Origin of the sequence: Enterobacter cloacae complex sp. IR53030 (genome assembly GCF_049238365.1) — a bacterium.
In the GTDB taxonomy this organism is placed as follows: domain Bacteria; phylum Pseudomonadota; class Gammaproteobacteria; order Enterobacterales; family Enterobacteriaceae; genus Enterobacter; species Enterobacter kobei.
The window spans coordinates 1-20,633 of record NZ_JBMKHA010000016.1; the positions used below are offsets into that span (position 1 = coordinate 1).

Consider the following 20,633-nt stretch of genomic DNA (forward strand, 5'->3'; position numbering starts at 1 on the left):
TGGCGTATATTACGCTTTCCTCTTTCAGAGTCAACCCGTTATTTCAGGATTTTTTCTCTTCAACCGACCGGCTTATCTGTGAAGTGATTCACATCTGCCGTGTCGATGGAGGCGCATTATAGGGAGTTCTCCGCAGGCCGCAACCGCTAAATGACAGAAAAATGACTGACTGCTGCATTCCACAGCAAAACCCCGCCTTATACCCTTTTACACACAGACTTATCCACAGCATCATCAGGATCCCGATGCGATCCTGCGAACTGAAAAGGAAGATCAACTATACTAGCGGCAAATATTCTTCCTGGCAGAGCACTCCCTCATGAACACACAACGCCTCGCCCGCGACTGGCGTCTCCCTACCGCAGGGGTGATGCTGCTGGCTATTCTGTTTGCCAGTTTTACCCTGCATACGCACTGGAGCGCCTTTATCCAGTGGTGTCTTGCCACTCAAATTACCCTGCACCGTTATCTGGTGATGTATCTGCTGCAGCTGAATAACCACCAGTACAGCGGCGGACTATGGCTCTTAACAGGCGCCTTCCTTTATGGCGTGCTGCACGCCATCGGGCCGGGGCACGGGAAATTCATTGTGACGACCTATCTGACCACTAATAAGGAAAGCGAGCGGGCTGCCCGGGTCGTTCCTTTCCTTGGCAGCCTGATGCAGGGCGTGAGCGCCATTCTGTTTGTCTTTATTCTGGCGGTGGGGTTTAACCTCGCCTCAGGGGATATTAGTACCAGCCGCTGGTATGTGGAGAAGATAAGCGCAGTGCTGATTGGTGTATTCGGCGCGTTCGTCATTTATCAGGCATTAAAGAGCCTGCGTCCGCGCAGAATGACGATCTCAGCCATCAGTCCCCTCCATCAGCACAATGAATACTGTGGCTGCGGCCATCACGGCGTGGGTGCCGACCTGACGCAGGGAGACTGGAAAACTCGCCTGGGGGTGATTCTGGCGATTGGCGCACGCCCGTGCAGTGGGGCAATCATGATTCTGATGTTTTCAAATGCGCTGGGCATTGTCACCTGGGGGATGGCTGCCGTCATGACAATGTCCCTGGGAACGGCACTCTCGATTATGGGACTCTCGCTGGCGGTACGTTATGCCCGTGAACGCACGGTGGCCTGCTTCGGGGGAAATAGCACGTTAAGATGGCTGGTGCCAGCCGTCAAAATAGCCGGCGGGATAGTTCTGATCCTGTTCGCGACCGTTCTCTTCCTGACGGTCATCCCCATCAGCGCCAATGGCGACTACATCGCTGCCGGATGCTAATAAAAGAAAACCCGCCGTTGGCGGGTTTCTTTATTACTCGTTGATGCGTGGATGCTGATCCACCAGTCGGGAGCGTTTTTTCTGCAGTTCTTCAATCTCTGCGTCAATGTCTTCAATCTTCTGCTCTACATTATCGTAGTGCTCACGCAGGATCTCTTTCGCTTCCTGAATATCCGATGCCGCAGGCGTCGCCCCTTTCAGTGGACGGTTCGCCGTCTCCTTCATCGTAATGCCGGTAATCAAGCCAATCACCGCGATCACCATCAGGTAATAAGCAGGCATCATCAGATTCTGCGTGCTTTCCACCAGCGAGGCGGCAAGCGTCGGGGTCAGACCGGCAATCAGTACCGAGATGTTAAAGGCTGCCGCCAGCGCACTGTAACGAATGTGCGTCGGGAACATCGCAGGCAACGTTGAGGCCATCACCCCGATGAAGCAGTTCAGGATCACAGCCAGCATCAGCAGACCCGCAAAAATCAGCCCCAGCACGTTACTGTTGATCAGAATAAAGGCCGGGATTGCCAGGGCAAACAGCGCCACGCTTCCCAGAATAATGAACGGTCGACGGCCAAAGCGGTCACTCAGCAGACCCATAATCGGCTGCACGAACAGCATACCCACCATGATGGCGATAATAATCAGCACACCGTGATCTTCCGAGTAATGCAGGTTATGCGACAGATAACTCGGCATGTAGGTCAGCAGCATGTAGTAGGTTACATTGGTCGAAATCACCAGACCAATACAGACCAGCAGGCTGCGCCAGTGCTTAGTGGCAATCTCTTTGAACGATACCTTCGGACCATCCTGCAGCCCTTCGCGGTCACCCTGCTCCAGTTTCTCAACGTGCTGCTGGAACGCCGGTGTCTCTTCCAGCGCATGACGCAGATACAGACCGATGATCCCCAGCGGCAGCGCGAGGAAGAATGGGATACGCCAGCCCCAGTCGAGGAAGTTCTCTTCACCGACGACGGTTGAAATCAGCACCACGACACCCGCACCCATCACGAACCCGGCAATCGAGCCGAAGTCCAGCCAGCTCCCCATAAAACCGCGCTTACGGTCCGGGGAATACTCCGCGACGAAGATCGAGGCACCGGTATATTCCCCACCGACGGAGAAACCCTGCGCCATCTTACAGAGCAGCAGCAGAATCGGTGCCCAGATGCCGATCGTGGCATAGGACGGAATCAGGCCGATACAGAAGGTACTTATCGACATGATGACAATGGTGATGGCAAGGATCTTCTGGCGACCGTATTTATCACCGAGCATACCGAAGAACAGACCACCCAGCGGGCGAATAAGGAAAGGAACGGAGAACGTCCCCAGTGCGGCAATCATCTGCAGGCTGGGATCAGCCCCTGGGAAAAACACTTTACCTAACGCGTAGGCCACAAAGCCATAGACACCAAAATCGAACCATTCCATCGCATTACCGAGCGAGGCTGCAGTGATGGCCTTACGCAATTTTGCGTCGTCAATAATAGTGACGTCGCGAAGCGTGATGGGTTTAATCTTTTTCCTTCTCAGCATAGCTATCCTCGTTGACTCGGCCCTGTCTGTTTCACAATCCAGTGTGGGTACTGTGAACCTTGGGATCCGCTCCATGCGAATCGCCTTATTCAAGCGTAGCAGGTTTACTTACATTGACGTTTATCGTCGATACAACCGAACCTGTTGACGCCTGCCAGGGCAGTTAATGACCTTTTTACCCTACCAGCGTTTATATTTGTGATCAACTTCACACATATATTTATGCTGCGTAAAGTGAAGACAGTCTTTGTCAATTTCCGCAAATAAGCACTTTCTCAACCCATCCCAGAGAAACATTTTCATGTTGTCCCATTTTCTTTTTATCACGCCATAAAAAGCCGCTTTTTTACAAGAGATTTACATAAACCCCATCCAGCCAGAACGCGGCGTAAAGTTTACAATCAATATGTGACACAGATAACTAAAACACTGTTTTATTTTAATTGAATCATTATTCCAGTGATCGCATGATAATTCCCGAAACATAGCGATGAGTGTTTTCTGACAAGAGAAAACCAGAGCGCTTACTGAATTTTGTTGCGGGGTTATCGAATACAAGTCATCAAGAAAACCCTTCATCATTTTGAATTTATTGATTTTTTATTCGCGCCCGCCGCTCGCTACGAGGGGTAACATTGTGAGGGTTGTATATGAAGATTAAAGCCACGATAGAACGTATTCCTGGTGGTATGATGCTGGTCCCCCTGGTACTCGGTGCTATTCTGAATACCTTAGCGCCTGAAACCGGGGCTTATTTTGGCGGTTTCACAAAAGGGATGATTACAGGCACCGTCCCCATCCTGGCAGTCTGGTTCTTTTGTATCGGTGCATCCATTAATTTACGTGCAACAGGCACCGTATTACGCAAATCCGGCACGCTGGTCATAACCAAAATAGCGGTGGCCTGGGTTGTCGCCATGATATGCGCGATGTTCATTCCGGAGAATGGAATTCAGACCGGTTTCTTCGCGGGTTTATCGGTCCTGGCAATTGTCTCGGCGATGGATATGACTAACGGCGGGTTGTATGCCAGCCTGATGAACCAGTACGGAACGAAAGAAGAATCCGGGGCATTTGTTCTGATGTCTCTGGAGTCCGGCCCGCTCATGACGATGCTGATCCTGGGTTCTGCTGGCCTGGCCTCTTTTGAGCCTCACCACTTTGTTGGCGCGATCCTGCCCTTCCTGATCGGTTTCGCCCTCGGGAATCTGGATCACGATCTGCGCGATTTCTTCAGCAAAGCCACACCCGTACTCATCCCGTTCTTTGGTTTTGCGCTGGGCAACACCATCAACCTGAACGTGATCCTTGATACGGGCCTGCTGGGTATTGTGCTGGGGGTTGCGGTCATCATCATCACAGGTATTCCGTTGATTATTGCCGACCGCGTGATTGGCGGCGGAAACGGCACGGCGGGTGTCGCCGCCTCTTCAGCCGCAGGTGCTGCGGTCGCAAACCCGGTGATTATTGCTCAGATTAATCCGGCCTTCGAACCGGTAGCCGCTTCTGCAACGGCACTGGTGGCTGCCAGCGTGATTGTTACCGCGATTCTGGTGCCGATCATCACGGCACTGTACGCGAAACGCTACGGAAACGTGCAAGAGAAAGATGTAGAAAGGAAGGCAGCAGAGCTTCAACATTAACAAACCGCACCAAACCATCCCCTCTCTCCTCTGGGGAGAGGGCCAGAGTGAGGGGTGAGGGGTTCAACCAAAAATCTCCTCCACCATCGCCTCCACCAGACGTTTTGCCGAACACAGCCTCGGCATACCCAGCGCAACGGTCTGCCAGTTTTGCGTAACTGACCAGCTCACCGGGTGTTTATCCGCCTGACACCAGTCACCCAGCCAGCCCAGCATGTCTTTATGATCGATTAAACCCGCCGAAGCGGGTGTGGTCAGCCACTGATGATAGAAATGGCGCGTTGCAGGAGACGCATTGATACCCTGAGCAAGATAATTGGCAGCCATACTGCGTAAATTATCCTTGAGCATGGCCGATACATCGTCCTTCGCCAGACGGCAAGCATCGCCGAAGGCCCCCCAGCGCAACTCTTCCAGGACAATGAAACAACGCCCGGCCAGCGACCAGCCATCATAATGACCGGCTCGCCAGCGAGTGAAAATTTGCTCGCTGTGCTCACCCGCCTGGACGGTCAGTCCACGCTGAGTTAGCGCCTTTTCTTTATAAACGGCACGTTGGGTAAAATGCGATGAGAGCTCAGCGTACTGTTCAGGCAGGCCCGGAGAGGGCTGAGCCCTTAAGTGAGCCTGCTGACGAAGTGTATTCAATTTATCCGCCATCAGCGTCAGCGCAAGATGGCCAGGGTCAAGCATCCCGGCGAGTTTTTCAGCCAGACCGAGGCGCAGGGCAGCATTCTCATTCAGCATTCCGGCCATCGCCCAGGGGCGTAACCGGGTGTGCGTCATGATCTCCTGAGTCAAGCGCTCACGAAACTGCAGCTGCTGCGGCCCCAGATGAGGATGACGCGCAACGTCCACGCCCTGCACTAGATCGACCATAAATTTAGGATGAATACACTCCAGCGTCCGCCCGGGACCGTCCAGTAGCTGTGTTGTCATGGTTGCTCTGCCGCGAATAGAGTTTGAATATCATCGCGTAACAGTCGGGTATCTTCCTGTATCCACGTCGCAGTAGTGATACTTTGCTTCAACAGCTGGCTGAGCGCTCGGGTCGAATGCTCATTTTGTTGACGCACTGCGAGGCTATCACGCAAGCTTTCCTGTAACCCGGTCAGGTATAACGAAAATTCTGCAAAGAACGTCGCCATTCCTGCCGTAACAGAGACATCGACCTGGGCGGACAAAGCTTTACGTATATATTCACAAAACTGATCAATATGTTGCTTAAATTTGTCATGTAGCTGCGCAATGTCGATAACATAGCGCGTGCGGGTCGCCACATATTCATCCCAGCCCCAGCCCGGATTATTCAGCCAGCGAGAGACAGTCTCACGCATGCTGCCCGCGCCCGATGGCTGTCCTGCAGGGCGGTTGTCCTGCGCGATGGCATCGTTAAACAGCGCCTGCGTATTGACGTTAAGCTGGTTAGCCTGAAAAGCCGGGAAGCTAATCCGCGCCCGAAAGCCGGCATGGCTCAGATGCTCTTTAATACGCGTTTCGATGGGACGCATGGCGTCATTCAGGGAGCGCGCCAGCGTAGACTCCAGCTGATCGAAGCGTAACGCCAGCTCCCGGCAGATCTTTGTCTGCGCATCCAGCATGATAAGCTCGCAGGAGGAGCGGATTTTACTCAGGGCAATCTGTGCCTGCCCCTCGTCATCCAGAACCAGCTGCTGTAGTTCTTGCGGCTCGTCACCGCGAGGATTCAACCGATCGTTACCGGCTAAATCAAGGATATTGCGAGCGCTAAACACGTGACCAATCGCCTGGTGAAGCGCTGTTTTTTGGGCTCCCATAAAGTCCGCAGTGGCATTCAGCGCCTGCTCAACTTCATGTTTCACCTCATCGCTCACCACCCGCTGGCGCGTCTGCATCATCGCCATGTCCTCTTCAAGACGCGTAATATTCAGTTCCAGCGCGTCAAAGGCGACCGTCAGCCCCTGATAGCGGAAGTCGAGATATTCCCGGGCATTTTGTGCGTAGTTGAGCAGCTTATGGGACGCCGAGCGCAACGCAAATAACGAGGCATTAGCATAGGCGGCGTAAATCAGTTTGCGTATCGGTTGTTCAAACAGCGAATCTTCCCAGAGCAAATCGGCGGCGTGACGGATATGGCCAATATCATCCAGGTCCGCCGTACGCCAGCGGCGACCGAGGGCGGCTTCGGCAAAATCCTGCACCCAGGGTTGCTCCTGATGATCCGGCAGTTGTCCGTGGGTATTCATCTCGTAGCGAGCACGGTTCGCCAGATACGCCCACATGGAGGAGACAGGGTAGATCTGGCCAGGCGAAATATTGCCTTTCATTAAGGTGCCGGAGATCATCGCCCGGACCTGCTCTTCATCATCGCTATTGCGATCTTTCTGGTCGAATTTATTCACCAGGGCATACAGAGGCACGGATTTCCCCGCCACCGAAATAGCCTGACGGACCTCTTCATCAGATATAGATTTAAGCTGGGTATAATCCATTACCGCCAGCACCGCCGATGCGCGGGCTAATTGCTCACTCAGCATTTTTTGCAGATGCGGCTGTCCGGCCTCATTAGGCCCAGGGGTATCGAGCAGCGTCAGTTGCCCGAGGTGGGCATCCAGACCCGCAAGATGCACGAACTCCACTTCAATGACCGGAATGTGTTCAATGGCCGCGTATTCTGAAAACGGAAACGCCACGCCCAGCGCCTGAGAGAGTCTGACCAGGTCATTGAGGCTTTTCAGGCAATGAAATATTGGCTGCGCTCCAAGATGATGCTTTTCAAAGGCTTCACCTTTTTCAATGCGTTCCAGCAGCGTATTCATGTCTTTATCAATTTCCAGATGCTGAGCCAGCTTCCCGCGATCGTAATCGCAGAGTTGTTTCTGCAGCAGCTGGATCAAATCATCAATAGGCGAGACATGTGAGAAATGGAGTACCGGCTCTTTCTGGCCTGGCGTATGACGAATCAGGGTAGGAAGTGCCGTCATTGGGCGGTTGCGATTAGGCAACACTTCGGTCCCCACAATGGCATTAATGGTGGTCGATTTCCCCGCTTTCATGGTACCAACGATTGCCAGAACCATTTCCAGACGTGTTATTTTGCGTAATTCATTATTCAGCATTGCCTGCTGCGCTTCGACACCCCGCGCACTAAAATGCAAAGGCAGAACGTTGTTCTTTTCACCCGTAATAGCGGCCGTCGTGTTCTCCAGCATCGCTGTCGGCATTGACTTCAAGGTATCAAGATTTTGCAGGGCAAGCTGTAACAAACGCTCAGCTTCCTGGCTTAATTCAAAAATGGTCTGTGTGTGCATGATAAAAGCCTTTCCTTAACGCAAATTTATTACTTTTATTAAGCCACTGGTATTAATTATGATGTTCAGGCTTATATGATCACGTGTGGAAAACATGTTCACCGGAATATAACTGATTGAAGATAATCAGAAATAAATGGCTATCCTTGCATGGCGTGTAAAGCTCTCCTCAAGGCCTAACAGCCAAAAGATAAAAAGCGTAGCCCTTTTTAAGAAACTTCAGGATATATCATCATTATTTACCCACCTAAAAAGAACGGGTTATGCCACAACCATACGAAATGCATGGCAGTAAAGACCAAAGATAAATAACAATGTGTTGCTTCACCTTATCCGAAATGAAGGTGCGTAGCAATTTGCCACAATAAAATATTCGATATATTTAGCGACTTCTCTTTCCACCGTGTTAATGACGTTAGTATCGCTTAACTGACTGACAGGAAGTGTCACTCCCGACACATTTTTTGCTTTTTTTTAAATTCAGAATATCACCGACAAACGTGTGGATTTGCGCTATACTTGCCGCCTTTTTCGGCACACTGCCGTCATTTAGCTGGCATTTTCCAGCGTGTTAACACTTTTTTGAGGATACCGATATGTCTCTCCCACACTGCCCGAAATGCAATTCTGAATACACCTATGAAGATAATGGCATGTTCATCTGCCCGGAATGTGCGCATGAATGGAATGATGCCGAACCGGCACAGGATGCAGATGCCCTGATCGTAAAAGATGCGAACGGTAACCTGCTGGCGGATGGCGACAGCGTCACCGTGGTTAAAGATCTTAAAGTCAAAGGCAGCTCTTCCATGCTGAAGATCGGTACCAAAGTGAAGAACATCCGTCTGGTTGAAGGCGATCATAATATCGACTGCAAAATTGACGGCTTCGGTCCGATGAAACTGAAATCTGAGTTCGTGAAAAAGAACTGATTTTTCTCCTGTAGGCTCGATAACCGAAGCGCCGCCGGGCGCTTTTCCGGATGTGCTACGCTTATCCGGCCTGCAAAAAAAGAACTACACTTAATGGGCTTTTCTTACGTGAGGTAAAGAATATGCCGTTAAGTCCCTACATCTCCTTCGCCGGCAACTGTGCAGAGGCAACCGCCTTTTATCAGCAGGCCGTCGGCGCTGAACTCCTCTATAAAATCACTTTCGGTGAAATGCCCAAAAGCGACAGCAGTGAAGAAGGCTGTCCGTCCGGCATGCAGTTTCCTGATTCCGCTATCGCCCACTCTAACGTCCGCATTGCGGGCAGCGACATCATGATGAGCGACGGGCAGCCGCCGGGCAGCAACGCGCAGTATGCCGGGTTCACGCTGGTGCTCGACACGCAGGATGTGTCAGAAGGCAAGCGCTGGTTCGACAACCTCGCCGCTGGCGGCAATATCGACATGGCGTGGCAGGAGACCTTCTGGGCGCACGGTTTCGGTAAAGTCACCGATAAATACGGCGTACCGTGGATGATTAACGTCGTTAAGCAGCAGCACTAATTTTCTGGCGGTGGGCGGTCAGCCTCCGCCTGTCATCAAACTCCCCTCAACTCTTCAAATTCCCGCAACCCAGACTTAACCCAAATGTCACATTGATGCGCCAGCATGAGGCCACATTTATCGTGAGGCCCCGCACATGCAAACTGTCATCCGCGTCGAGAAACTGAGCAAGACCTTCAATCACAACAAGGCGCTGCATGCCGTTGATCTGACCGTCCAGCAGGGCGACATGGTGGCGCTTCTCGGCCCTTCTGGCTCCGGTAAATCCACCCTTCTGCGCCATTTAAGCGGTCTTATCACCTGCGATAAAACCCCGGAAAGTCACGTCGAATTGCTGGGCAACACGGTGCAGCGCGCCGGGCGTCTGGCAAGTGATATCCGCAAGAGCCGTGCCCAGACGGGCTACATCTTCCAGCAGTTCAACCTGGTCAATCGCCTGACGGTACTGGAGAACGTGCTGATTGGCGCACTCGGTAGCACACCGTTCTGGCGCACCTGCATGCGCTGGTTCTCAACTTCCCAGAAGCAGGAAGCTCTTCAGGCGTTGACTCGCGTCGGTATGGCACACCTAGCCCACCAGCGTGTCTCCACCCTGTCCGGTGGACAACAGCAGCGCGTCGCCATCGCCCGCGCCCTGATGCAGAAAGCAAAAATCATTCTGGCCGATGAACCTATCGCCTCGCTGGACCCGGAATCCGCCCGCATCGTGATGGAAACCCTGCGCGACATTAACCAGAACGACGGCATTACCGTGGTGGTAACGCTGCATCAGGTGGATTACGCCCTGCGCTACTGCGAGCGCATTGTCGCCCTGCGTCAGGGCCATGTGTTCTTTGACGGCGCAAGCCACCAGTTTGATAACGAACGTTTTGATCATCTCTACCGCAGCGTAAACCGCGTCGAAGAGCGCGCGCAGGCTGCATAACTCCCCATAACGAGGAATGGAAATGAACTACAAAGCCGTTGCCGCGCTGGCCTTTACCAGCATGTTCAGCATCAGCACCCTGTTAAGCCCGGCGTATGCGGAAGAGCAGGAAAAAGCGCTGAACTTCGGCATTATTTCGACGGAATCACAGCAGAACCTGAAGCCTCAGTGGGAACCGTTCCTGAAAGATATGGAAACCAAACTGGGGATCAAAGTGAATGCCTTCTTCGCCCCGGACTACGCGGGCATTATCCAGGGAATGCGCTTTAATAAAGTCGACATCGCCTGGTATGGCAACCTCTCCGCAATGGAAGCGGTAGACCGCGCCAACGGCCAGGTCTTTGCCCAGACCGTTGCGGCAGATGGCTCCCCGGGCTACTGGAGCGTGCTGATCGTGAACAAAGACAGCCCGATCAACAACCTCAACGACATGCTCGCCAAACGCAAAGAGCTGACCTTTGGTAACGGCGACCCGAACTCCACCTCCGGCTTCCTCGTCCCTGGCTACTATGTCTTCGCGAAAAACAACGCCTCCGCCAGCGACTTCAAACGCACCGTCAACGCCAGCCATGAAACCAACGCCCTGGCCGTGGCGAACAAGCAGGTGGATGTTGCCACCAACAACACCGAAAACCTCGACAAGCTGAAAACCTCCGCGCCGGACAAGCTGAAAGAACTGAAGGTGATCTGGAAATCGCCGCTGATCCCGGGCGACCCGATCGTCTGGCGTAAAAACCTCTCCGAAAGCACCAAGGACAAGGTGTACGACTTCTTTATGAACTACGGCAAAACGCCGGAAGAGAAAGCGGTTCTTGAGAAACTGGGCTGGGCACCGTTCCGCGCCTCCAGCGACCTTCAGCTGGTCCCGATTCGCCAGCTGGCGCTGTTTAAACAGATGCAGGCCGTGAAGGACAACAAAGGGCTCAAGAAAGAAGAGAAGACCAGCAAAGTCTCTGACATTCAGGCCCAGCTGGAAGACCTTGACCGCCTGACCGCGGCACTCGGCGCCATGACCAGCGTAAATAAAGCGGTGCAGTAGTTTCTTTTCCCCCTCTCCCCGTGGGAGAGGGTCGGGGTGAGGGCATCAGCGCGCACATTTCCCCCTCACCCTAACCCTCTCCCTCAAGGGAGAGGGAATTAAAACCCAAGGAGCCAACATGCAAACCATCACCCTCCCGCCGCCAAAGCGCAGCTGGTTCTCGCTCATAAGCTGGGCCATCCTGCTGGCGGTGCTGGTTATCTCCTGGAAGGGCGCAGAAATGGATCCCCTGCTGCTCTTCAAAGATTCCGGCAACATGGCAACCTTTGCTGCCGACTTCTTCCCGCCGGACTTCAGCCAGTGGCAGGACTATCTCAGCGAAATGGCCATTACCCTGCAAATTGCCGTCTGGGGCACCGCCCTTGCCGTCATTCTCTCCATTCCGTTTGGCCTGATGAGCGCGGAAAACATCGTGCCGTGGTGGGTATACCAGCCGATGCGTCGCCTGATGGATGCCTGCCGCGCGATTAACGAAATGGTCTTTGCGATGCTGTTCGTGGTAGCCGTGGGTCTGGGTCCGTTCGCGGGCGTCATGGCGCTGTTCATCCACACCACCGGGGTGCTCTCTAAGCTGCTCTCGGAAGCGGTCGAAGCCATTGAGCCCGGCCCGGTGGAAGGCATCCGCGCCACCGGCGCCAACAAAATCGAAGAGATCCTCTACGGCGTCCTGCCGCAGGTGATGCCGCTGCTGATCTCCTACTCGCTGTACCGCTTTGAGTCCAACGTTCGCTCCGCCACGGTCGTCGGCATGGTCGGTGCAGGCGGAATCGGCGTCACCCTGTGGGAAGCGATTCGCGGTTTCCAGTTCCAGCAAACCTGCGCCCTGATGGTGCTCATCATCATCACCGTCAGCCTGCTGGATTTCCTCTCTCAACGTTTGCGTAAGCACTTCATCTGAGAAGCGAGGCTTTGTTTTCTATGCACTTATCCAGACATCCGACCAGTTACCCAACCCGCTGGCAAGAAATTGCGGCAAAGCTCGAAGTGGAACTGCGCACGCACTACCGCTGCGGAGACTACCTGCCCGCCGAGCAGCAGCTTGCGGATCGCTATGAAGTGAATCGCCACACCCTGCGCCGCGCCATTGACCAGCTGGTCGAGCGCGGCTGGGTACAACGCCGTCAGGGCGTGGGCGTGCTGGTGCTGATGCGCCCGTTCGACTATCCGCTCAATGCCCAGGCGCGCTTTAGTCAGAACCTGCTGGATCAGGGCAGCCATCCCACCAGCGAAAAGCTGCTCTCGGTCCTGCGCCCGGCCTCCAGCCATGTGGCGGACGCGCTGGGCATTCAGGAAGGCGATAACGTCATCCACCTGCGCACGTTGCGCCGCGTCAACGGCGTAGCGGTATGCCAGATTGACCACTACTTCGCGGACCTCGCCCTCTGGCCAGTGCTGCAAAACTTTTACAGCGGTTCCCTGCACGACTTTCTGCAGGATGCCACGGGCATCGCCCTCAAGCGCACCCAGACGCGTATCAGCGCCCGCCGCGCGCAGGCTAAAGAGAGCAAAGTGCTCGAAATCCCCAATATGGCGCCGCTGCTCTGCGTGCGCACCCTCAACCACCGTGACGGCGAGGTCAATGCGACGGAATATTCCGTCAGCCTGACCCGTGCCGACATGATCGAATTCACTATGGAGCACTGAATGCACGTCGATACCGCCACCCGACAGCGCTGGATGCGTGTGCTGGCCCACAGCCAGCCTGCTGCCCTGCGCGATCGCATGAACGCCCTGAGCCTGACGCCAGACTACGACACTATCCGCGCACCGGAAATTGGCCTGGTGCAGATCCAGGCCCGGATGGGCGGCACCGGGCAGCGCTTTTTTGCGGGAGACGCCCCCCTCACCCGCGCCGCGATCCGCCTGAACAGCGGCACGCTGGGCTACAGCTACGTGCTGGGACGCGATAAAGCACACGCCGAGCGCTGCGCAGTAATAGACGCCCTTTTGCAGGAACAAACGCATTTTCAGACGTTAATGGAAACCCTTATTGCCCCGCTGGAAGCTGACCGCGCCGCACGACTTGCCGCACGTCAGACCGAAGTGAATACCAGCCGGGTCGACTTCTTTACGCTCGTTCGCGGAGACAACGCATGACGCTTCAACCTGCTTTTACCCTGGCCGTCCAGGATGCTCAACAAAGTTTTCGTCGCCTGCTGAAAGCCATGAGCGAGCCGGGGGTGATTGTCTCGCTGCACCAGCTTTCACAGGGCTGGCTGCCGCTGAATCTGGCGACCACCAGCGTGTTGCTGACCCTTGCCGACAACGACACACCGGTGTGGCTGTCAGGCGCCTTATCTAATGACATCGCCAGCCAGAATCTGCGTTTTCACACCAGTGCCCCGCTGGTTGAGCAACCGCGACAGGCGGTCTTTGCCGTGGCCGACGAACACATCAGCCACGAGCAGCTCAACGCCCTGAGCGAAGGCAGCGCCGTTGCACCGGAAACCAGCGCCACGCTGATTCTGCAGGTCTCCAGCCTGAGCGGCGGCCGCATGCTCCGCCTGACCGGTGCAGGTATCGCCGATGAACGCATGGTTGCGCCGCAGCTGCCGGAGTGCATCATTCATGAGCTGACCGAACGCCCGCACCCGTTCCCGCTGGGCATAGACCTGATCCTGACCTGCGGCGAGCGTCTGCTCGCCATCCCGCGGACCACCCACGTGGAGGTGTGCTGATGTACGTTGCCGTTAAAGGGGGCGAAAAGGCGATCGCCGCCGCCCATGCCTTGCAGGAACACAGACGACGGGGCGATGAAAAACTGCCCGAACTGAGCGTCGCCCAGATTGAGCAGCAGCTGAACCTGGCCGTTGACCGGGTGATGACCGAAGGCGGCGTCGCCGATCGCGAGCTGGCGGCGCTGGCGCTGAAGCAGGCCAGCGGCGATAACGTCGAAGCCATCTTTCTGCTACGCGCCTGGCGCACCACGGTTCCCCGCTTCACGGCCAGCGAGCCGCTGAATACGGCGCAGATGCGCCTGGAGCGCCGTATTTCTGCCGTTTATAAAGACATCCCCGGCGGCCAGCGGCTTGGCCCCACCTACGATTACACCCATCGCCTGCTGGATTTTACCCTGCTGGCGAACGGCGAAGCGCCACGGCTCAGCACCACGGATGCCGAACAGGAGCCGTCTCCGCACGTCTTCAGCCTGCTGGCAAACCAGGGGCTGGCGAAAGCGGAAGAAGATTCGGGTACCGCGCCAGATGACATCACCCGCACGCCGCCAGTTTTCCCGTGCTCGCGCTCCTCGCGTCTGCAGCAGCTGATGCGCGGCGACGAAGGCTATCTGCTGGCGCTGGCCTACTCCACCCAGCGCGGCTATGGGCGTAACCACCCGTTTGCGGCCGAAATTCGCAGCGGCTATATCGACGTGGAAATTGTGCCGGAGGAACTGGGTTTTGCGGTGAACGTCGGCGAACTGCTGATGACCGAATGCGAAATGGTTAACGGCTTTGTCGCGCCAGAGAATGAAGACCCGCACTTTACCCGCGGCTACGGGCTAGTGTTTGGCCTGAGCGAACGCAAAGCCATGGCGATGGCGCTGGTCGACCGCGCCCTGCAGGCACCGGACTACGGCGAGCACATCGCCGGCCCGGCGCAGGATGAGGAGTTCGTGCTGGCCCATGCAGACAACGTTGAGGCCGCCGGTTTCGTCTCGCACCTCAAGCTGCCGCACTACGTCGATTTCCAGGCCGAACTGGAACTGCTGAAACGTCTGCAACGGGAGCGCGCCAATGGCTAACTTAAGCGGCTACAACTTTGCCTATCTGGATGAGCAAACCAAACGCATGATCCGCCGCGCCATCCTCAAAGCGGTTGCCATTCCGGGCTACCAGGTACCGTTCGGCGGCCGCGAGATGCCAATGCCCTACGGCTGGGGCACCGGCGGTATTCAGTTGACCGCCAGCGTGATCGGGGAAGCCGACGTGCTTAAGGTCATCGACCAGGGGGCAGACGACACCACCAACGCCGTTTCGATCCGCAACTTCTTCAAGCGCGTGACCGGCGTAGCGACCACTGAAAAAACCGAAGACGCAACGCTGATCCAGACCCGCCACCGCATTCCGGAAACCCCGCTGACTGAAGATCAGATTCTGATTTTCCAGGTGCCGATCCCGGAGCCGCTGCGCTTTATCGAGCCGCGGGAAACCGAAACCCGCACCATGCACGCGCTGGAAGAGTACGGCGTGATGCAGGTGAAGCTTTACGAGGACATCGCCCGCTTCGGCCATATCGCCACCACCTACGCCTACCCGGTGAAGGTCAACGGGCGCTATGTGATGGACCCGTCGCCAATCCCGAAATTCGATAACCCGAAGATGGACATGATGCCAGCCCTGCAGCTCTTTGGCGCCGGGCGTGAAAAACGCATCTATGCCGTACCGCCTTACACCCGTGTGGAGAGTCTCGATTTTGATGACCACCCCTTTACGGTGCAGGAGTGGGACGAGCCATGCGCCATCTGCGGCTCGAAACATAGCTATCTGGATGAAGTGGTGCTGGACGACTCGGGCAAACGGATGTTTGTCTGCTCCGACACTGATTACTGCCGCCAACAGAGCGAGGCGAACAGCCAATGAAACCGCTGCTTTCGGTTAATAACCTGACTCACCTATACGCGCCGGGCAAAGGCTTCAGCGACGTGTCGTTCGAGCTGTGGCCGGGCGAAGTGCTGGGGATTGTCGGCGAGTCCGGCTCCGGCAAAACCACGCTTCTCAAGTCCCTCTCCGCGCGCCTGACGCCGCAGAACGGTGAGATTTTATATGAGGGCACGTCGCTGTATGGCATGAGCGAGGCCGAGCGCCGTCGCCTGCTGCGTACCGAGTGGGGCGTAGTGCATCAGCACCCAATGGACGGGCTGCGCCGCCAGGTTTCAGCGGGAGGCAACATCGGCGAACGACTGATGGCCACCGGCGCGCGCCACTACGGTCACATCCGCGCCACCGCGCAGCACTGGCTGGAGGAGGTTGAAATCCCCGCCTCGCGTATCGACGACCTGCCCACCACTTTCTCCGGCGGCATGCAGCAGCGTTTACAGATCGCCCGCAACCTGGTCACCCATCCGAAGCTGGTGTTTATGGATGAGCCCACCGGCGGGCTGGACGTCTCGGTTCAGGCGCGCCTGCTCGATCTGCTGCGCGGCCTGGTGGTGGAGTTGAACCTGGCGGTGGTGATTGTCACCCACGATTTGGGCGTCGCACGCCTGCTGGCGGACCGTCTGCTGGTGATGAAGCAGGGTCAGGTGGTGGAAAGTGGGCTGACCGACCGCGTGCTCGACGATCCCCATCATCCGTACACCCAGCTGCTGGTGTCGTCCGTATTGCAGAATTGAGGCTGCTGTTGCCGGGTGGCGCTGCGCTTACCCGGCCTACGAACACCGCACCTGTAGGCCGGGTAAGGCGAAGCCGCCACCCGGCAAAACGAATCACGAGGCCAACATGATCCACGTACAAAACGTCAGTAAAACCTTTGTGCTCCACCAGCAAAACGGCGTGCGGCTGCCCGTCCTGCAAAACGCGTCGTTAGAAGTCGGCAACAGCGAATGCGTCGTGCTGCACGGCCACTCCGGCAGTGGAAAATCCACCCTGCTGCGCTCCCTGTACGCCAACTATCAGCCAGACGAAGGCCACATTCATATTCGCCACAACAACGAGTGGGTGGATCTGGTGCAGGCACCCGCGCGTAAGGTACTTGAAGTGCGCCGTTCGACGATCGGCTGGGTCAGCCAGTTTCTGCGGGTGATCCCGCGGATCTCCGCTCTGGACGTGGTGATGCAGCCACTGCTGGATCTCGGCGTCCCGCGTGACACCTGTGCCGCCAAAGCCGCCAGCCTGCTGACACGCCTCAACGTGCCGGAGCGTCTGTGGCACCTTGCCCCATCGACCTTTTCCGGTGGCGAGCAGCAGCGGGTCAACATCGCACGCGGCTTTATTGTCGACTACCCGATTTTACTCCTGGATGAACCCACCGCTTCGCTCGACAGCAAAAACAGCGCAGCGGTGATGGAACTGATCGAACAGGCCAAAGCGCGCGGCGCGGCGATCGTCGGGATCTTCCACGATGAAGCCGTGCGCGAGCGCGTAGCGGACAGACTGCACCCGATGGGGACAAACGTATGATTATCAATAACGTCAGGCTGGTGCTGGAAAACGAGGTCGTGGATGGCTCGGTTGAAATCCAGGACGGCGTCATCCGCGCGTTTGCCGAAACCCGGAGCCGCGCGCCTGACGCGATGGACGGCGAAGGTGGCTGGCTGCTGCCGGGGCTCATTGAGCTGCACACCGACAATCTGGACAAATTCTTCACCCCACGCCCAAAGGTGGACTGGCCCGCCCATTCGGCGATGAGCAGCCACGACGCGCTGATGGTCGCCAGCGGTATTACCACCGTGCTCGACGCGGTGGCGATTGGCGACGTGCGCGACGGCGGCGACAGGCTTGAAAACCTGGAGAAGATGATTAACGCCGTGGAAGAGACGCAAAAGCGTGGCCTCAACCGCGCCGAGCACCGTTTGCACCTGCGCTGCGAGCTGCCGCACCACACCACCCTGCCGCTGTTTGAAAAACTGGTGGGCCGCGAGCCTGTCTCGCTGGTCTCCCTGATGGACCACTCGCCGGGGCAGCGTCAGTTCGCCAATATTGAGAAGTATCGTGAATACTATCAGGGCAAATACTCGCTCAACGATGCCGAGATGGCGCGCTACGAAGAAGAACAGCTGGCGCTTGCGGCACAGTGGTCGCAGCCGAACCGTCTCAGGATTGCCGCAATGTGCCGTGACCGCAATATTGCGCTGGCAAGCCATGACGATGCCACGCACGATCATGTGCGTGTATCCCACCAGCTTGGTAGCGTGATCGCCGAATTTCCCACTACGTTCGAAGCCGCAGAGGCGTCGCGTCAGCACGGGATGAACGTACTGATGGGCGCACCGAATATCGTGCGCGGCGGCTCGCACTCCGGCAACGTGGCGGCAAGCAAGCTCGCCTCTCTCGGCCTGCTGGATATCCTCTCGTCTGACTACTACCCCGCCAGCCTGCTGGATGCGGCATTCCGGGTCGCGGACGATGAGGAGAACCGTTTTACGCTGCCGCAGGCCATTCGCCTGGTGACCAAAAACCCGGCCGCCGCACTCAATCTTCAGGATCGCGGTGAGATTGCCGAAGGAAAACGGGCAGATCTGGTGCTGGCCCACCGCAAAGGCGAGCATATTCATATCGACCACGTCTGGCGTCAGGGAAAAAGGGTGTTCTGATGGGAAGACTTATCTGGTTGATGGGGCCGTCCGGCTCCGGTAAGGACAGCCTGCTGTCTGCCCTGCGGCAGCGGGAACATTCACAGCTGCTGGTGGCGCACCGCTATATTACCCGCGCGGCGAACGCCGGAAGTGAAAACCATATCGCCCTGAGCGAGCAGGAGTTTTTCACCCGCGCCGGGCAAAACCTGCTGGCACTGAGCTGGCACGCTAACGGTTTCTACTATGGCGTCGGCATTGAGATCGACCTCTGGCTGCACGCGGGTTTTGATGTGCTGGTCAACGGCTCACGCGCCCATCTGCCGCAGGCAAAAGCCCGATATGAAGCGGCCCTGCTGCCGATCTGCCTGCAGGTTTCCCCGGACGTTCTGCGCAGCAGGCTGCAAAACCGGGGGCGCGAAAACGCGCGTGAGATTGACCAGCGGCTGGCGCGCGCGGCGCGCTACACCCCTTCAGGCTGCCATGTCCTCAATAACGACGGAAGTTTGCTACAGTCAGTCGAGATCTTTTTATCCCTTATCCGTCAGAAGGAGAAACAGCATGCCTGACTGCCAGCTTCGCCCCGCCACTGCTGATGATGCGCAGAGCGTGTACGCCCTCATCTGCGAACTTAAGCAAGCAGAGTTCGATCACCAGGCGTTTCATGCCGGCTATCTGGCTAATCTGCAGGATCACAATATGCGCTACCAGCTTGCCAAGCTGGACGGGGAAGTCATCGGTATGATCGGTCTGCACATGCAGTTTCACCTCCATCACGCCCGCTGGATCGGCGAGATCCAGGAGCTGGTGGTAATGCCGCAAGCGCGCGGGTTAAAGGTGGGTAGCCAGTTGCTCGCCTGGGCAGAGGACGTTGCACGACAGGCTGGCGCGGAGTTGACAGAACTTTCCACCAGCGTGAAGCGCGTGGACGCCCACCGTTTCTATCTTCGTGAAGGGTATACGCAGAGCCATTTCCGCTTCACCAAACCGCTGTAGAGGTGAGTGATGAGTCTGACGATAACGTTAACCGGCACCGGCGGTGCCCAGCTGGTGCCCGTCTTTGGCTGCGACTGCGCGGCGTGTAGACGCGCGCGTTTGCAGGAAAATTATCGCCGTCGTCCCTGCAGTGCGGTGGTCAAATACAACGATGCGGTCACGTTGCTGGACGCCGGTATTCCACACCTGATGGAGGACTGGCCCGCGGGCAGTTTTCAGCAGTTTTTACTCACTCACTATCATATGGATCACGTTCAGGGGCTGTTTCCCCTGCGCTGGGGCGTGGGTGCAACGATTCCGGTCTACGGCCCACCGGACGACGCGGGGTGTGACGACCTGTTCAAACATCCGGGGATCCTGGATTTCAGTCATACGGTCGAACCGTTTGTGGTGTTTGAGCTACAGGGACTGCGGGTGACGCCGCTGCCCCTCAACCATTCGAAGCTGACGTTTGGCTATCTGCTGGAATCCGCCCACAGCCGCGTGGCGTGGCTTTCAGACACGGCGGGATTACCGGAAAAAACGGTGAAGTTTCTGCTCAACAATCAGCCGCAGGCGATAATCATCGACTGCAGTCATGAACCGCGTGACGAGCCGCCGCGCAACCATTGTGATTTGAACACCGTGGTTGCGTTAAACGAGGTGATTGGCTGTCCGCAGGTGATCCTCACGCACATCAGCCATCAGTTTGACGTGTGGATGATGAACAACCCGCTGCCGGACGGTATCGAAGCGGGGTATGACGGCATGGTGCTGGTACTCGACTGAGTTTTGCCGGATGGCGGCTGCGCCTTACCCGGCCTACGGGCCAGGGTTTTGTAGGCCTGCGTAAGCGAAGCGCCACCAGGCTTTAGCCGCGATCGTAATCGTCTTCTAACCGCCGTTCATCCTCTTCCAGTCGACGCCTGTCGTCATCTAACTGACGCTGACGCTCGTCTAAACGGCGGCGTCTGTCTTCGAGCTGCCGACGGCGATCGTCGTACTGACGGCTGTCGCTTTGACGGCTGCGATCGTAGCGATCGTCATCGTCGTCATTACGGCTGCTGTCGGGGTTATAAGCATCGTTGATCGCCTGCTGAATGTTGCCAATGGCATCATCAATCACGTCGGCGTGGGCCAGCTGGCTGGTGAGTGACAGCAGACCCAATATCAGAGCGGAAAAGTAACGTTTCATAAGGCCAGACTCACAGGTGGACTGGCGTTAAGGT

General features: G+C 56.5%; 22 protein-coding genes. 18 read left to right on the top strand and 4 right to left on the bottom strand.

The annotated features are described in order from the left end of the window. Positions 1-319 precede the first annotated feature (319 nt). The gene (locus ACOTXR_RS16240; protein WP_058690652.1) at positions 320-1,273 is read left to right on the top strand and encodes a nickel/cobalt transporter; all 954 of its coding nucleotides are present in this window, start codon (positions 320-322) and stop codon (positions 1,271-1,273) included. A gap of 33 nt (positions 1,274-1,306) precedes the next feature. Here ACOTXR_RS16240 and proP read toward each other — a convergent pair whose 3' ends face one another. Continuing rightward, positions 1,307-2,809, bottom strand: a complete 1,503-nt coding sequence (gene proP, locus ACOTXR_RS16245; RefSeq protein ID WP_032637715.1) for a glycine betaine/L-proline transporter ProP — start codon at positions 2,807-2,809, stop codon at positions 1,307-1,309. A 650-nt stretch (positions 2,810-3,459) separates the two neighbouring features. Here proP and kdgT point away from each other — a divergent pair. Next, positions 3,460-4,452: a 2-keto-3-deoxygluconate transporter gene (kdgT, locus tag ACOTXR_RS16250; protein ID WP_014882192.1), complete on the top strand. Its 993-nt coding sequence runs from the start codon at positions 3,460-3,462 to the stop codon at positions 4,450-4,452. Between the two features lie 63 nt (positions 4,453-4,515). Here the strand turns inward: kdgT and ACOTXR_RS16255 are convergent, their stop codons facing one another. Continuing rightward, entirely contained in the window at positions 4,516-5,391 is an 876-nt protein-coding gene (locus ACOTXR_RS16255; protein ID WP_023331828.1) for a diguanylate cyclase regulator RdcB family protein, read from the bottom strand. Next, a complete protein-coding gene (gene crfC, locus ACOTXR_RS16260) occupies positions 5,388-7,742 on the bottom strand; it encodes a clamp-binding protein CrfC (RefSeq protein WP_058690653.1) in 2,355 nt (784 codons plus the stop codon). The genes ACOTXR_RS16255 and crfC overlap by 4 nt, the downstream gene beginning before the upstream one ends. Before the next feature lie 596 nt (positions 7,743-8,338). Between crfC and ACOTXR_RS16265 the strand changes: the two genes are divergently transcribed. The 16 genes from ACOTXR_RS16265 to phnP all read left to right on the top strand — a co-directional run bounded on the left by ACOTXR_RS16265 (position 8,339) and on the right by phnP (position 20,193). After that, on the top strand, positions 8,339-8,674 hold the full coding sequence (locus ACOTXR_RS16265; protein ID WP_008500067.1) for a zinc ribbon domain-containing protein YjdM: 336 nt from the start codon (positions 8,339-8,341) through the stop codon (positions 8,672-8,674). Between the two features lie 122 nt (positions 8,675-8,796). Next, complete coding sequence (gene yjdN, locus ACOTXR_RS16270) at positions 8,797-9,234, top strand: VOC family metalloprotein YjdN (protein WP_014882189.1); 438 nt, start codon at positions 8,797-8,799, stop codon at positions 9,232-9,234. 136 nt (positions 9,235-9,370) lie between these two features. Then, complete coding sequence (gene phnC, locus ACOTXR_RS16275) at positions 9,371-10,159, top strand: phosphonate ABC transporter ATP-binding protein (protein WP_058690654.1); 789 nt, start codon at positions 9,371-9,373, stop codon at positions 10,157-10,159. A 22-nt stretch (positions 10,160-10,181) separates the two neighbouring features. Beyond that, positions 10,182-11,198 carry a phosphonate ABC transporter substrate-binding protein gene (phnD, locus tag ACOTXR_RS16280; protein WP_200923775.1) on the top strand — a complete coding sequence of 339 codons (1,017 nt, stop codon included), beginning with the start codon at positions 10,182-10,184 and terminating at the stop codon, positions 11,196-11,198. Positions 11,199-11,316: 118 nt separating this feature from the next. Beyond that, positions 11,317-12,096, top strand: coding sequence for a phosphonate ABC transporter, permease protein PhnE (phnE, locus tag ACOTXR_RS16285; protein WP_045135405.1), 780 nt, complete (start codon positions 11,317-11,319; stop codon positions 12,094-12,096). Between the two features lie 20 nt (positions 12,097-12,116). Then, complete coding sequence (gene phnF, locus ACOTXR_RS16290; RefSeq protein WP_058690655.1) at positions 12,117-12,842, top strand: phosphonate metabolism transcriptional regulator PhnF; 726 nt, start codon at positions 12,117-12,119, stop codon at positions 12,840-12,842. Beyond that, positions 12,843-13,295 (top strand): phosphonate C-P lyase system protein PhnG, encoded by a 453-nt coding sequence (phnG, locus tag ACOTXR_RS16295; protein WP_058690656.1) that lies wholly within the window; start codon positions 12,843-12,845, stop codon positions 13,293-13,295. It abuts the gene before it with no gap. Beyond that, entirely contained in the window at positions 13,292-13,876 is a 585-nt protein-coding gene (gene phnH, locus ACOTXR_RS16300) for a phosphonate C-P lyase system protein PhnH (RefSeq protein ID WP_023331820.1), read from the top strand. Before phnG ends, phnH begins: the two co-directional genes overlap by 4 nt. After that, on the top strand, positions 13,876-14,940 hold the full coding sequence (locus ACOTXR_RS16305) for a carbon-phosphorus lyase complex subunit PhnI (protein ID WP_058690657.1): 1,065 nt from the start codon (positions 13,876-13,878) through the stop codon (positions 14,938-14,940). Before phnH ends, ACOTXR_RS16305 begins: the two co-directional genes overlap by 1 nt. Beyond that, positions 14,933-15,778, top strand: a complete 846-nt coding sequence (gene phnJ / locus ACOTXR_RS16310; RefSeq protein WP_058690658.1) for an alpha-D-ribose 1-methylphosphonate 5-phosphate C-P-lyase PhnJ — start codon at positions 14,933-14,935, stop codon at positions 15,776-15,778. Before ACOTXR_RS16305 ends, phnJ begins: the two co-directional genes overlap by 8 nt. Continuing rightward, positions 15,775-16,530, top strand: coding sequence for a phosphonate C-P lyase system protein PhnK (gene phnK, locus ACOTXR_RS16315; RefSeq protein ID WP_014882180.1), 756 nt, complete (start codon positions 15,775-15,777; stop codon positions 16,528-16,530). The genes phnJ and phnK overlap by 4 nt, the downstream gene beginning before the upstream one ends. 106 nt (positions 16,531-16,636) lie before the next feature. Then, positions 16,637-17,317, top strand: a complete 681-nt coding sequence (gene phnL / locus ACOTXR_RS16320) for a phosphonate C-P lyase system protein PhnL (protein WP_058690659.1) — start codon at positions 16,637-16,639, stop codon at positions 17,315-17,317. Then, positions 17,314-18,450, top strand: a complete 1,137-nt coding sequence (gene phnM, locus ACOTXR_RS16325; RefSeq protein ID WP_045268834.1) for an alpha-D-ribose 1-methylphosphonate 5-triphosphate diphosphatase — start codon at positions 17,314-17,316, stop codon at positions 18,448-18,450. Before phnL ends, phnM begins: the two co-directional genes overlap by 4 nt. After that, positions 18,447-18,998 (top strand): ribose 1,5-bisphosphokinase, encoded by a 552-nt coding sequence (gene phnN / locus ACOTXR_RS16330; RefSeq protein WP_032637724.1) that lies wholly within the window; start codon positions 18,447-18,449, stop codon positions 18,996-18,998. The genes phnM and phnN overlap by 4 nt, the downstream gene beginning before the upstream one ends. Further along, a complete protein-coding gene (gene phnO, locus ACOTXR_RS16335) occupies positions 18,991-19,425 on the top strand; it encodes an aminoalkylphosphonate N-acetyltransferase (protein ID WP_058690660.1) in 435 nt (144 codons plus the stop codon). The genes phnN and phnO overlap by 8 nt, the downstream gene beginning before the upstream one ends. A 9-nt stretch (positions 19,426-19,434) precedes the next feature. Then, complete coding sequence (phnP, locus tag ACOTXR_RS16340) at positions 19,435-20,193, top strand: phosphonate metabolism protein PhnP (RefSeq protein WP_058690661.1); 759 nt, start codon at positions 19,435-19,437, stop codon at positions 20,191-20,193. 82 nt (positions 20,194-20,275) lie between these two features. Here the strand turns inward: phnP and yjdP are convergent, their stop codons facing one another. Next, entirely contained in the window at positions 20,276-20,599 is a 324-nt protein-coding gene (gene yjdP, locus ACOTXR_RS16345; RefSeq protein WP_045135401.1) for a DDRRRQL repeat protein YjdP, read from the bottom strand. Positions 20,600-20,633: the final 34 nt, after the last annotated feature.

Bases quoted from the DNA above. Each gene is read 5' to 3' on its own strand.
- phnL (WP_058690659.1), top strand. From the start codon at position 16,637: ATGATCCACGTACAAAACGTCAGTAAAACCTTTGTGCTCCACCAGCAA.
- phnF (WP_058690655.1), top strand. From the start codon at position 12,117: ATGCACTTATCCAGACATCCGACCAGTTACCCAACCCGCTGGCAAGAA.
- phnJ (WP_058690658.1), top strand. From the start codon at position 14,933: ATGGCTAACTTAAGCGGCTACAACTTTGCCTATCTGGATGAGCAAACC.
- yjdN (WP_014882189.1), top strand. From the start codon at position 8,797: ATGCCGTTAAGTCCCTACATCTCCTTCGCCGGCAACTGTGCAGAGGCA.
- ACOTXR_RS16240 (WP_058690652.1), top strand. From the start codon at position 320: ATGAACACACAACGCCTCGCCCGCGACTGGCGTCTCCCTACCGCAGGG.
- ACOTXR_RS16265 (WP_008500067.1), top strand. From the start codon at position 8,339: ATGTCTCTCCCACACTGCCCGAAATGCAATTCTGAATACACCTATGAA.
- crfC (WP_058690653.1), bottom strand. From the start codon at position 7,742: ATGCACACACAGACCATTTTTGAATTAAGCCAGGAAGCTGAGCGTTTG.
- yjdP (WP_045135401.1), bottom strand. From the start codon at position 20,599: ATGAAACGTTACTTTTCCGCTCTGATATTGGGTCTGCTGTCACTCACC.
- proP (WP_032637715.1), bottom strand. From the start codon at position 2,809: ATGCTGAGAAGGAAAAAGATTAAACCCATCACGCTTCGCGACGTCACT.
- phnP (WP_058690661.1), top strand. From the start codon at position 19,435: ATGAGTCTGACGATAACGTTAACCGGCACCGGCGGTGCCCAGCTGGTG.
- phnD (WP_200923775.1), top strand. From the start codon at position 10,182: ATGAACTACAAAGCCGTTGCCGCGCTGGCCTTTACCAGCATGTTCAGC.
- ACOTXR_RS16255 (WP_023331828.1), bottom strand. From the start codon at position 5,391: ATGACAACACAGCTACTGGACGGTCCCGGGCGGACGCTGGAGTGTATT.
- phnH (WP_023331820.1), top strand. From the start codon at position 13,292: ATGACGCTTCAACCTGCTTTTACCCTGGCCGTCCAGGATGCTCAACAA.
- phnE (WP_045135405.1), top strand. From the start codon at position 11,317: ATGCAAACCATCACCCTCCCGCCGCCAAAGCGCAGCTGGTTCTCGCTC.
- ACOTXR_RS16305 (WP_058690657.1), top strand. From the start codon at position 13,876: ATGTACGTTGCCGTTAAAGGGGGCGAAAAGGCGATCGCCGCCGCCCAT.
- phnG (WP_058690656.1), top strand. From the start codon at position 12,843: ATGCACGTCGATACCGCCACCCGACAGCGCTGGATGCGTGTGCTGGCC.
- phnM (WP_045268834.1), top strand. From the start codon at position 17,314: ATGATTATCAATAACGTCAGGCTGGTGCTGGAAAACGAGGTCGTGGAT.
- kdgT (WP_014882192.1), top strand. From the start codon at position 3,460: ATGAAGATTAAAGCCACGATAGAACGTATTCCTGGTGGTATGATGCTG.
- phnK (WP_014882180.1), top strand. From the start codon at position 15,775: ATGAAACCGCTGCTTTCGGTTAATAACCTGACTCACCTATACGCGCCG.
- phnO (WP_058690660.1), top strand. From the start codon at position 18,991: ATGCCTGACTGCCAGCTTCGCCCCGCCACTGCTGATGATGCGCAGAGC.
- phnC (WP_058690654.1), top strand. From the start codon at position 9,371: ATGCAAACTGTCATCCGCGTCGAGAAACTGAGCAAGACCTTCAATCAC.